The sequence below is a fragment of the Bacillus sp. AFS041924 genome (genome assembly GCF_002577195.1).
Lineage (GTDB): Bacteria > Bacillota > Bacilli > Bacillales > Bacillaceae_G > Gottfriedia.
Genome location: NZ_NULG01000025.1, coordinates 157,102 through 169,296, shown reverse-complemented (window position 1 = coordinate 169,296; position 12,195 = coordinate 157,102). Strand labels below are relative to the sequence as shown.

Genomic DNA, 12,195 nt, shown 5'->3' with positions numbered 1-12,195 from the left:
AAGAGGTGTTTGAGGTGAGGGATCGTGGATTTTCTACCTAGTCAAAATAAATGTAACTCAGCAGGTCAGTCAGAGCAGGAAAAAAAGCAGCTAAGTCAGTCAAAACGAGTCTCATTTCACGCTTCTCACATCCATTTAGAGGAGGAGAGTAGTGTGCACGATTACATCAAAGAGAGAACGATCAAGATTGGGAAATATATCGTGGAGACGAAGAAAACAGTACGCGTAATAGCTAAAGAGTTTGGAGTATCAAAAAGTACAGTACACAAAGATTTAACAGAACGCCTTCCGGAAATAAATCCAGATTTGGCAAATGAAGTGAAAGAAATATTGGATTATCACAAATCAATTCGTCACTTACGCGGTGGAGAGGCTACAAAGCAAAAGTATCAAAAAGAAGACGTTGAAAAAGTAACGAAATAATGTTTCTGAGCCTTGAAAACAAAATTAGAAATATTTAACCTCCTATTCACAAATAATTAATTACTAAAAGCAGTTGTTTATGGTAAAATTATATTTTGGTATGGAACGTATTCGGGGAACTGCTCATGAGTATAGTGAATAAGGAGGAGCCAAAAGGAATGTTTTCTAAGGATATCGGAATAGATCTTGGTACAGCCAATGTATTAATACATGTTAAAGGTAAGGGAATCGTATTAAACGAGCCTTCTGTAGTTGCAATAGAGCGTAGTAGCGGTAAAGTTTTAGCAGTAGGGGAAGAAGCAAGCCGCATGGTAGGTCGTACACCTGGTAATATCGTTGCAATTCGCCCATTAAAAGATGGTGTAATTGCTGACTTTGATATTACTGAAGCAATGCTACGTCATTTTATAAATAAATTAGATGTAAAAGGTTTTATGTCAAAACCGCGTATTTTGATTTGTTGTCCAACAAACATCACATCTGTTGAACAAAAAGCAATTCGTGAAGCTGCTGAAAAGAGCGGTGGTAAACAAGTTTATCTTGAAGAAGAGCCAAAGGTTGCTGCAATTGGAGCTGGAATGGATATATTCCAACCAAGTGGTAACATGGTAATTGATATTGGCGGTGGGACAACCGATGTCGCAGTCTTATCGATGGGAGATATCGTCACCGCCTCTTCAATTAAAATGGCAGGGGACAAGTTTGATATGGAGATTTTAAACTATATCAAGCGTGAATACAAATTGCTTATTGGAGAACGTACTGCAGAGCAAATTAAAATTGAAGTAGGTACTGTTTTCCCTGGTGCTAGAAATGAATCAATCGATATCCGTGGACGTGATATGGTAACTGGATTACCTCGCACAATTACTGTACAATCTGATGAAGTTCAAAGAGCATTAAATGAACCAGTTTACTTAATTGTACAAGCTGCAAAAACAGTACTAGAACGTACACCACCTGAATTATCAGCTGATATTATTGATCGTGGAGTTATTCTAACTGGGGGCGGAGCGTTACTTCATGGAATAGATACTTTACTTGCAGAAGAGTTAAAAGTACCTGTATTTATCGCTGAAGACCCAATGCAATGTGTTGCAGTTGGTACTGGGATCATGTTAGAAAACATTGATAAGATTCCGAGCCGTTATTTAAAATAAAAATCTAAATCTCAAGCGTAAAGCTTGGGATTTTTTTTTGTCTCTGTATTATTCTTTGAAAGTAAATGTTTAAGTTTTGTAAAGTCACTATTACTCAATCGGTCGAAAGCCAGTAAATCAAATTCCTCAGCTTATTAGTAAATCCTAATAATAAGTTGAAAATTAGATGAACCAAAATTCTGAAACTCTTTTGACGGAAGTATTTAAAAGTTATGAGGACTAACACCCCTTCCACCATAGGCAAAGTACCTAGAGTGTAAACTAAAATATGCTTATATTAAAAGTGAAATTAGGCGTCTTTATAAGACAGCTTTTTTTTTGTTTCATAAAACACTTAGAAAACAATACATTAAATGAAATATTTTGGAAAAAGTATAAGAATATTAAGCCATGATTATGGGGTGGTGGTAAAAGTGTTTAACTACAAAGAAACCAATAGTGCAGCTACAAATAAAAAAATACCATTTCAAAGTAATATATCACGTTCTCTAAGTAAGGATATCTTAGATAATATAAAAAGAATTAAAGATGATTTTGGTGATAGTTCGGATCTTATCATTCGTCATGAAACACTTGGGGAAGGCATGGAGTATTCCTTTGCGACGATTCATATTGACGGAATTTCAAATGAGAAATTAGTCAATGATGGAATCATTTCCAAAATCCTTCAAATTAATGAAGAAAAAAATACAACACTGTCATTGACAGATTTAGAGAATGGACTAAAAAGCGTAATTGCTGTCTCAAGTTTAAAATCACAATCAAGCTATACAAATCTATTATCAGGTTTACTAATTGGAGATACGATTGTCCTTTTAGACCATGATAGTAATTTCTTAGTTGCATGTACAAAAATGGTGCAATCTAGAAGTATTTCAGAGCCCTCAACACAAACCGTAATTAGAGGTCCAAAGGATAGCTTCACAGAAAGCTTACGTACGAATACTTCACTAATCCGTAATAGAATTCAGCATCCAGCGTTACGAATTGAGTCAATGAAAATAGGCGAAGTAACGAGAACTGATGTAGAAATAATGTATATAAAAGGCATTGTAGATGAGGAGCTACTAAAAGAAGTAAAACATCGTTTAGAAGCCATTAATGCTGATGAAATTTTAGAATCGAGCTATATCGAAAACTATATTCAAAACGATCAAAAGACAATTTTCCCTACAATGATTAATTCAGAGAGACCAGATGCTGTAGTAGGTAATTTACTGGAAGGTCGGGTTGCAATTTTCACAGCTGGAACACCATTTGTTTTGATTTTACCAGCTACATTTACGCAGTTCTTTCAATCTCCAGAGGATTATTATCAGAGCTCTTATATTGGTACTTTTTTAAGAATGCTTCGTTATATGTCCTTTTGGACCGCTTTATTTGCACCTGGGATTTTCATTGCGATTACTTCATTTCATCAGGCTGTTATTCCAACGGTATTATTAGTGAGTTTGGCTTCCCAACGTGAAGGTGTACCTTTACCAGCGATTGTTGAAGCTATTGGAATGGAACTAGCTTTCGAGGTATTACGCGAGGCCGGAATTCGAATGCCAAGGGCGGTTGGACAGGCGCTTTCAATTGTAGGAGCCTTAATCTTAGGGCAAGCAGCGGTACAAGCAGGATTTGTATCGTCATCAATGGTAATCATCGTATCAATTACAGCGATTGCTAGCTTTACAATCCCTTATTACAACATGTCAATTTCTGCTAGGATCCTTAGATTTTCCTTATTAATAGCAGCAGCTTATATTGGCTTATTTGGATTGTTGATTGGTGGTTTAATTATTTTATTACATATGTGTAGCTTGCGTTCTTTTGGTGAGCCATACTTTGCACCATTTGCTCCATTCCGTTTAAAAAGTCAGAAAGATACTATTCTAGTTGTACCTAGTCAAGGAAATACAAAAAGCATTAAAGAACAAACTAGTGGGGAATGAGTATGAAAAGAAAATGTATAATCTTAATTCTTATTACAAATTTACTTTTAGTGGGATGTTCAAATTATAAAGAATTAAACAGTTTATCGATTGTGGTGGCAATGGGCGTCGATTATTTACCTGATGAAAATCAATACAATATGATCCTTCAAATCATCAATCCAAGTGCAATTGCTAGCATGACTGGTTCAATAGGTACGCCAATTATTTCTCTAGAAGATAAAGGAAGAACAATTTCAGAGGCAGCTCGAAATGTTACAAAAAAAGTGTCTCGATCAAATATTTACTCTCATGTGGCGCTCGTTGTTATTGGTGAAAACTTAGCAAGAGATAAATCAATGAACTATATATTTGATGTATTTGAGAGGGATTCCAAAATACGCGTTAATATTCCAGTCATTATTGCAAGGGACGATAGTGTCTATAAAATAATGAATAATTTACCGGCACTTGATAAAATACCAGCTAAGTCGATCGTAGGGAAAATTAACAATACGTCCTCTCTTTTAGGAGAAAATCAAGAAATCCAAATGCGACAAGTAATCTCAGCCCTTTCAAGTAGTGGTAGAGAGCCTGTCATTAATGGTGCTACTTTAGAACAATACAGTGAAATATCTGAAACACTTGATAATTTTTCAAAAGTGAAATCGTCTTATAACATGATTAACGGACTAGGTGTTATAAAAAAAGGAAAGCTAGTTGGGTGGTTAGATGGTGCGCCAGCTAAATCGGTACAAATAGTTGATAACGTAATTAAGGAAACAAATGTACAAGTAAAATGCAACAACAAAAACGAATTTGATTCGATGGAACTCACTAGGGTGAAAACAGACACGAAGATTAAAATGAAAAATAAAGTACCAATTATTCACTTAAATGTAAAAGCGATTGGAATTATTGATGAAGTACTTTGCAATGATAATTTCGATAAAGCAAAAACATTAAAAAAATATGAAAAACTAAGTGAGAAAGAAATAAAGAGTACGCTAGAAAAAGGAATTAAAAAAGCACAAGGATACGGGGCAGATATTTTTGGATTCGGCGAAAAATTACATTTATCAGATCCAAAGGTATTTAAAAAATATGAGAAAAATTGGAATAAACAATTTGCAAAAGCAAAAGTGAAAATTGATGTTGATGTCCAAATAAATAATGTAGGTATGAGGAAAAAAGCCTATCCATTTTAGAAAAGAAGGGAATGCTAATGAATCGAAAATTATCAATTGGTGCCTTCCAATTCTTTAGTATCATATTTTTATTTGAGATGGGGAGTGCTACGTTAGTAGGACTTGCATCTGGAGCAATGCAGGATGCATGGATTAGTGTATTAATAGCATTGGCCACTGGATGCCTATTATTTTGTGTTTATATAAAATTATTTGAACTGTATCCAGAATTACCACTTACAAAATATGCTCAGTCTATTTTAGGAAAGTTCATGGGCAAAATACTAGCTATGATTTATATAGTCTATTTTATTTATATTGCAGCACGAGTTCTTAGAGACTTTGAAGAATTAATGGTGATTACACTTTACAATGCCTCTTCTCTTATCTCGATCGGTATTTTATTTATGTTTTTAGTTATGTATGCAATTTTTAAAGGCTATGAAGTATTCGGTAGAGTATGTGAGTTTCTGTTTATCGTAATCATCATGATTATCACAACGATTATAGGTTTTGAAGTAATAGGAGATCTAATAAAAACTGATAATCTAAGACCTGTACTAGAGTCGGGCTGGAAAACTGTCCTAAAAGAAGCTTATCCTTTGACTGTTACATTTCCCTTTGGTGAAATGGTAACATTCACAATGCTATTGCCTTATTTAAAGAAAGCAGAATATGCTTGGAAGGTAGGCATTCCGGGATTAATCTTTGCAGGTTTGGTTTTAACGGTGATCACAATGATAAATATTTGTATTTTAGGCGCAGATACGATGGAAAGATCTACTTATCCTGTGTTAACCTCTATTAGTTATATAAATATTGCCGATTTTATTCAAAGACTTGATTCAATCATTGTTATTGTAATCGCTGTAGGAGGATTTATTAAGATAACGGTTTTTTTCACTTGTGCTATTGTTGGAGCGGGAGAACTATTTGATGTAAAAAAATCTGATACACTTACGTATCCAATTGCTGCGATTATATTAATTAGTTCCGTTTGGATGGCACCTGACTATTTAGAACATTATAAAGAAGGATTAGACATTGTACCTTATTTTTTACACATACCTCTCCAAATCGTCATTCCTCTTGTTCTGTTAGTCATCGCATTGATACAAAAAAAAGTAAAAACAAAAGAGAATGCAGCTTAGAAATTCTGCATTCTCTTTTGTCTTAATTAGAAGTATTTTGCCCTGCATTTTGTTCCTGATTTCGTTTCTTTTTAAGGTTTTCCATATATTGTAAGCCGATTTTTGCAACGCCGAATGGTACTGTAAATAAGAATATCAAAACATAATCTTCGCCTACAAGTTCTGTTTTGCTAAGTTTTATATTCATTAGTAAGTGAGGAAAATGATCTCCATTATATAGATCAATCCCTTCCAGTAAACACATTTCTAGTATAAATAAACAAAGAAATACCAAAAACACCTTCAATGCCAGCACCCCATTTATTATGATTAAGTACAATTATTTTGGTATATGATGGCGGTGATTATGCAAAAAATTAGAGAAATTTCAAAAAATTTCTTTAAGATTTCTCAGGGAAACTAAGTAACGAATAGTCAATTCTTTAGCAATCGATGAACGAATTCCCTGAAACTGACTATTGAAACTATTTTATAGTAACACTGGTACATCAAATGAGCGGTTTCACTAAGGGTTTGCGTTAACTTACAAAATAAGATAGTATTATCTTTATAGAGCATAGAAGCTGGTCTTAAGACTTGCTTCTTTTTTATTAGCATAATGAATTTAACAAATTAGGAGGTCTACATAATATGTTAGATATTAAAGCAATTAAAGAAATTCTTCCTCATCGCTATCCATTTTTGTTAGTTGATCGTATCATCGAGCATGAAGAAGGTAAACGTGCGATTGGCATTAAAAACGTAACGGCTAACGAAGAGTTTTTTAATGGTCACTTCCCTGACTACCCTGTAATGCCGGGAGTACTAATTGTAGAAGCACTAGCACAAGTTGGAGGAGTTGCAGCTTTAAGCCTAGAGCAAAATAAAGGAAAACTAGCATTATTTGCAGGTATCGATAATTGCCGTTTCAAAAGACAAGTAGTACCTGGTGACCAGCTAAGACTAGAAGTTGAACTAGTGAAAATGCGTGGACCAATTGGAAAAGGTAAAGCAGTAGCAACAGTTGACGGACAAATTGCTTGTGAAGCTGAACTTACATTTGCACTTAAATAAACATAGTCTGTAAAAATCCTATTTTAAAAATAGGATTTTTTTATGAAGATTATGAAATTACTTTGGATGGTGAAAGTGCAATTAAATGTGTATTTGTGGACTAAATAATGACCCCAAATCAACCTTGCTCAATTTATTTCATACCTAAATGATAGTAATCTTTATTTACTTTTCTCCACTCAATTGCTTTGCGTTCTACTTCCTTCACAAAAGCATCTTTTCCATCCATATATCCATTAATATCTGTTGGGAATTTTTCTGCTAGCTGGGCTTTTAATTCTCCATATGCTTTCATCTCGTTCTCATGCGCTCTTAAATAAGCTGGAACTGCTAGATGTCTTTCAATTTCCTTTTTATTATCAAACTGATACATATGCATTTGGTGGGTACGATTTTCTCCACCTTTTCGGAAGTATCTTCTACCTGGAAGACCATACTCCCCAAGACCCTCAAAACCAATCTCAGCCAATTTATCGTTATACTTGTCTATATTTTCGATGTTTTTAACAACCGGTAACATATCGATAATCGGTTTAGCTTTTAAATTTGGCACGGATGTACTTCCGATGTGATAAATCTCTACGAGTTCGTCTTTTAAGATTTCTCGTATACTGTTAGCTTCATTTTGAAATAAAATTTCCCAATTTACATCATGGTTTTTAACAATTACGTTCATTCCACTCATATTCTAACCCCCAAAATAAATAGTAAATGGGATTATTCTTACATAATCCCATTTACAATGCATATTAAACACCCAACAACTCAACAAGTTCATCCATCGATAATTCAGTAATCCATTGTTCGCTCGTAATAATTGTATCGTTAAGTGATTGTTTCCGTTGAAGCATTTCATCTATTTTTTCCTCTAGCGTTCCAATCGTAACAAATTTATGAACTTGTACGAACTTGGTTTGTCCGATTCTATATGCTCGGTCAGTTGCTTGATTTTCAACAGCCGGGTTCCACCAGCGGTCAAAGTGCATAACGTGATTTGCTGCTGTTAAGTTTAATCCTGTACCTCCGGCTTTGAGTGAAAGAATAAATACTTTTACATCACCGTTTTGAAAGCGAGAAATCATGTTATCGCGAGCATTTTTAGGAACACTACCGTTTAAAAATAAAACTTCTTCACCAAATTTTGCTTGGATTGCTTCTTTTAGCATATCACCCATTCGAACATATTGAGTAAAGATTAGACAGCTTTCCTTTTGTTCAAGTATTGGGTCTATTAACTCGAATAGTCGTTCAACCTTACTTGAGCGGTCTTCGAATTCAACAAGCTGTGATTCCTTTAAGAATAAAGAAGGATGATCACAAATTTGTTTTAATTTATTTAACATCCACAGGATACGGCCACGACGTTCAATACCTGATAGTGTATCGATCTGTTTTAAGCTGTCTTGAACAACTTGTTCGTATAATGCAGCTTGTTCAACTGATAAAGGACAAAGCATTTTTTGTTCTTGCTTTGGTGGAAGGTTTAATGCGACATCTTCGTCTTGCTTTGTCCGTCTTAGTAAGAATGGTGAAATTAGACGATGGACAGCATTTATTTTTTCTTCATCTCGATCCTTCTCAATAGGGTTTACATAATTACTAGCAAAACGGTTCAGCGAGCCAAGATATCCTCTATTAATGAAATCAAATATAGTCCAAAGCTCTGTTAAGCGGTTTTCCATTGGTGTACCTGTAAGAGCAATACGGTGCTCCGCTTTCAATCCTCGAACGGCGCGAGATTGCTTTGTTGTTGGATTTTTAATGTTTTGAGCTTCATCTAGGATGATACTTTTCCAAACATATTGCTTGAGGTCTTCATAGTCTAACACGCTTAAAGCATAGGAAGTTATGACTATATCGACATCTCTTACTACTGAAAATAAATCTTCTCCTTTTAAGCGATTCCCCCCATAGTGAACATGGACAGTTAAGTCGGGATAAAATAACTCAATTTCTCGCTTCCAGTTGTTGATAACAGAAGTAGGGCAGACAATCAATGATGCTCCAGGCTTTTCTTCATTTTCTTTACGATAAGCCAAGTAACAGATTGATTGAATTGTTTTTCCAAGTCCCATATCGTCAGCAAGTAATGCACCAAACCCCATATTTTTTAAATGAACTAACCATTCAAATCCTTTTTGCTGATATGCACGTAAAGTTGCTTGTAAACCGTGAGGGGCGTTAAGCTCGGGAACTTCTGAAATGGATGTTAATCGTTTTGTTAATTCTCGGAACACATCGTCAACTTCAATTTCAACCTCAGCAAATGGTGAGTGTTCATCCTCAGGTTTTTCAGATCCTTGTAGTAGTTCATGTTGAAGAACTTCATGAAATCTAAGTCCTTGTTTTTCAGCCTTTGCCATCATTTTCTTCATACGTGCAATAAAAGCAGGATCTAATGCAATCCACTGACCATTAAATTGAATTAAACGTCTTTGATTTTCAACGAATTGTTGGAATTGTTGTTCGGATAACTCCATTCCATTTGTAGATATTCGCCAATTGAAATCAACTAATGTTTCCATATTAAAAAATGAAGTACCAGCAGGCTTACCTTTTACACTTGCCTTTAAGGTCATTTTATTTTGTTTTAAAGCTTGCCACCAGCTTGGTAAAAGAACCTGGATATTTGCAGAAAGTACTTTTTCACTATCCTCTGTTAGAAATGTCCAAGCTTCTTGTTCACTTAATACTTGCCTTGGCTTATCATCGTCGATTAAATTTGGTACTAGTAATCCAACACCTTGAAATGTTCGATCCAAATACTCAGCATATGAAGTATGCTTCTTTTGTAGTGATTCATGTCCGGTATATTCGTAAGGTTTTATCGTTTTTCGCTCATCAATTAAATATGTACGTAAATGCCAATCATCATGTTCACTCATCGGTTCTTCAAGTACTAGTCTAATTGAGAACGGAACATCATCATCTCTAAGTCCTATTTTCACATGCCAATCGTCTTCATCAATACTATGTGTGAGTTGCTGTTTTATGTAACTTGGATTGTGATACAAGCCCCTAGCAATATCCCAACGTTTAGAATGAAATGTGTCAATTTCAAACTGCTGCTTGATTGCAGAAGAAACCAATTCCTGTACGGTTGGTTCTAATTGGTCAAATCCATCAATTTTCCATAACTCTTCTCCATTCTGATAATGAGCAAAACTTGGAGAAACATGACCTTCTTTAAAATCTTCATATAACCTTGAGATGATCGCATGAAACTCATTTGCTTCATCTAAATACGTAATTTCTACTAATGAATTTTCTTGATGTTCTTTAAAAAAAGTAAGTGCTTCGATTGGAGTTAAAAGAATTCCTTCAATCTGGCCGACACGGGTCGGTTGCAATAATGTCCCATAATATGAAGGTTCATGCCATTGAAACACTAGATGCTTCCATGCACTTACCGGTAAAATGACACCGTGACTTTGCATTCCATAAATGAGCAATCCTCTTCGCTCTACCCATTTTACGGCAATACTAAGATTTGCTAGTCGCTTCATTGACTAATTTTCCTTTCTTTAATTCCTCTTGAAGTGCACGTAAACGAATAAACTGAGCTTCAATATACTGAATATAATCTTCCCACTCATTTATACGTTTTAATTTTTTATAATTTGTTCTTAGTTTCTTTAAATAACGAACAGCTATTTTATAGTTTACTCGACCTTTTAGTTCGATGTAATAAAGTACTAGGTGATGGTAAATAGGTAATACAGATTGGGGTGAATGCTTATGTACTTCTTGAAGATCATGCTTATCAATATAATCAGGATTGTATGAATATAAGTACATTTGCAATTCGGCCCATCGTTTGTATTCTCGATTATGTATTAAATAGTCGGTGTATTGGGTCACACTATATGGAAGCAATGTTTGATAAACTACCTCCAGCCCCGCTGTTTGATTAGTGTAAAAACTATTGTACTCATAATTAGTAAGGAAATGTTTCGCAAAAGTAGTTTTTGCATATTCATCATCACCATTTTTTAAAAAGTATAAAAGCATTTCATAATAAAAAGGCAAAAATGCTGTCAAACGATCAGTTTCATTGTTTTTTCGAAGACCTTCAATCCAGTAAGTGAAGCTATACAGAGTACGCTCATTAATGCTGTATTGCTTAATAATAGACAGCATTGCTTCATCTTCTTTCAATAAGAAATATAGATGAGCCCTTCCTAGATCTGCGTAATAATTATCTTCTCCTTTTGATAAAGTTTCCAAATCCTTATATAAAATCTTTGGATTATTTAATAGCTCTTTATAAACATGTCGAAAAGAGTTATATCGAGGAATTAAACAAAGGTTTCTCTCTAATAACAAAGCTTGTAACTGCTCACGAAGAACTTCTTCATACTGAGTAGAAACTGAGCCACCAGTCAGATTATGTAATTGCCTACTAACTGCTTCAATTTGATTTTCTAGCATTGTCATTTCACGCGGTAAATGCGCATTGTCATAAACTGTGCTTTGAATCTCTATTTGCCCAACCATTTTATTCATTGTAAAAATTGAGGCAAGTAACTGGTACTGTAGCTTTTCTTTTTCTTGACGAGGTTGTTGATTCAATAATCCATGATAGAACCGTTCATATAATGGATAAACAAAATAAACATCTTGATAAAATGAAGTTCGTTGTTGTTCAATATACTCTTTATACTTTTGCTCAAATAAAGCAACTGTCTCTCTTGGTAAGTCTTGTTCAAACAAATTCATTTGATCAAGTAATTGACGACCAGTCATGATATTCGGGATCTTTTTTAAAGATGACTGTTTAAACTTCCTCATAATATCTCCAACCAAAGAAAATGAAGCGGCAGCATAACACAATAGTGCAATTTGATGCTGGCAAGGAGGAGCCTCGTAGCAATCACATCCATTTTGATCATGGTTTTCAATATGTAAAATCGGCAAATGAATTTGGTCGCCCTCTTCTACAACACCAACAAGCCGACCCTCACGAACCGAGACGTTATATACTTGACCTAGTCTATATAATTGTAGACCTGCTTCAACAAGCTCCGCATCCCTTGAATTTTGGGGAGAAAGCTTTGAAAAAAGTGAATATGATAATTCATAAATAATATCTTTATTTAAATCACGCTGAAGCATTCGCTGCCTCCTAACTCGAAACATTCTTATTGGTAATTATACCCTAAACAAATAAGATACACATAGCCGAAAAGGGAAAAAATGAAAGTTAATAGAGATTATTACTCATAGGTCATCATTAAGATTTTGAATAAATAAAAACAGGCAAATTTTATTTATCCAACAAATTAATTGTATTTATATGTAAAAT

General features: G+C 34.5%; 10 protein-coding genes. 6 read left to right on the top strand and 4 right to left on the bottom strand.

Going from position 1 to position 12,195, the window contains the following annotated elements; all coding sequences use genetic code 11:
- Positions 1–153 precede the first annotated feature (153 nt).
- From spoIIID to COC46_RS09485, 5 genes are all read left to right on the top strand, one after another.
- Positions 154–423: a sporulation transcriptional regulator SpoIIID gene (gene spoIIID / locus COC46_RS09505; RefSeq protein ID WP_025569002.1), complete on the top strand. Its 270-nt coding sequence runs from the start codon at positions 154–156 to the stop codon at positions 421–423.
- A gap of 158 nt (positions 424–581) precedes the next feature.
- Entirely contained in the window at positions 582–1,583 is a 1,002-nt protein-coding gene (mreB, locus tag COC46_RS09500) for a rod shape-determining protein (protein WP_098809470.1), read from the top strand.
- Between the two features lie 413 nt (positions 1,584–1,996).
- Positions 1,997–3,520: a spore germination protein gene (locus COC46_RS09495; RefSeq protein ID WP_255294858.1), complete on the top strand. Its 1,524-nt coding sequence runs from the start codon at positions 1,997–1,999 to the stop codon at positions 3,518–3,520.
- A gap of 2 nt (positions 3,521–3,522) precedes the next feature.
- On the top strand, positions 3,523–4,707 hold the full coding sequence (locus COC46_RS09490; protein WP_176545113.1) for a Ger(x)C family spore germination protein: 1,185 nt from the start codon (positions 3,523–3,525) through the stop codon (positions 4,705–4,707).
- Positions 4,708–4,724: 17 nt separating this feature from the next.
- The gene (locus COC46_RS09485) at positions 4,725–5,837 is read left to right on the top strand and encodes a GerAB/ArcD/ProY family transporter (protein ID WP_176545112.1); all 1,113 of its coding nucleotides are present in this window, start codon (positions 4,725–4,727) and stop codon (positions 5,835–5,837) included.
- Positions 5,838–5,859: 22 nt separating this feature from the next.
- Here the strand turns inward: COC46_RS09485 and COC46_RS09480 are convergent, their stop codons facing one another.
- The gene (locus COC46_RS09480; RefSeq protein WP_098809466.1) at positions 5,860–6,123 is read right to left on the bottom strand and encodes a hypothetical protein; all 264 of its coding nucleotides are present in this window, start codon (positions 6,121–6,123) and stop codon (positions 5,860–5,862) included.
- Between the two features lie 344 nt (positions 6,124–6,467).
- Here COC46_RS09480 and fabZ point away from each other — a divergent pair, with 344 nt between their 5' ends.
- Positions 6,468–6,890: a 3-hydroxyacyl-ACP dehydratase FabZ gene (gene fabZ / locus COC46_RS09475; RefSeq protein ID WP_056469377.1), complete on the top strand. Its 423-nt coding sequence runs from the start codon at positions 6,468–6,470 to the stop codon at positions 6,888–6,890.
- Positions 6,891–7,023: 133 nt separating this feature from the next.
- Here the strand turns inward: fabZ and COC46_RS09470 are convergent, their stop codons facing one another.
- The 3 genes from COC46_RS09470 to COC46_RS09460 all read right to left on the bottom strand — a co-directional run bounded on the left by COC46_RS09470 (position 7,024) and on the right by COC46_RS09460 (position 12,005).
- Positions 7,024–7,575 carry a GrpB family protein gene (locus COC46_RS09470; protein WP_369700039.1) on the bottom strand — a complete coding sequence of 184 codons (552 nt, stop codon included), beginning with the start codon at positions 7,573–7,575 and terminating at the stop codon, positions 7,024–7,026.
- A gap of 64 nt (positions 7,576–7,639) precedes the next feature.
- Positions 7,640–10,396, bottom strand: a complete 2,757-nt coding sequence (locus COC46_RS09465) for a DEAD/DEAH box helicase (RefSeq protein ID WP_098809465.1) — start codon at positions 10,394–10,396, stop codon at positions 7,640–7,642.
- A complete protein-coding gene (locus COC46_RS09460; RefSeq protein WP_098809464.1) occupies positions 10,374–12,005 on the bottom strand; it encodes a hypothetical protein in 1,632 nt (543 codons plus the stop codon). The genes COC46_RS09465 and COC46_RS09460 overlap by 23 nt, the downstream gene beginning before the upstream one ends.
- Positions 12,006–12,195 lie beyond the last annotated feature (190 nt).

Excerpts from the sequence above, each read along its gene's own strand:
- mreB (WP_098809470.1), top strand. The coding sequence starts at position 582 with ATGTTTTCTAAGGATATCGGAATAGATCTTGGTACAGCCAATGTATTA.
- COC46_RS09490 (WP_176545113.1), top strand. The coding sequence starts at position 3,523 with ATGAAAAGAAAATGTATAATCTTAATTCTTATTACAAATTTACTTTTA.
- COC46_RS09485 (WP_176545112.1), top strand. The coding sequence starts at position 4,725 with ATGAATCGAAAATTATCAATTGGTGCCTTCCAATTCTTTAGTATCATA.
- fabZ (WP_056469377.1), top strand. The coding sequence starts at position 6,468 with ATGTTAGATATTAAAGCAATTAAAGAAATTCTTCCTCATCGCTATCCA.
- COC46_RS09470 (WP_369700039.1), bottom strand. The coding sequence starts at position 7,575 with ATGAGTGGAATGAACGTAATTGTTAAAAACCATGATGTAAATTGGGAA.
- COC46_RS09465 (WP_098809465.1), bottom strand. The coding sequence starts at position 10,396 with ATGAAGCGACTAGCAAATCTTAGTATTGCCGTAAAATGGGTAGAGCGA.
- COC46_RS09460 (WP_098809464.1), bottom strand. The coding sequence starts at position 12,005 with ATGCTTCAGCGTGATTTAAATAAAGATATTATTTATGAATTATCATAT.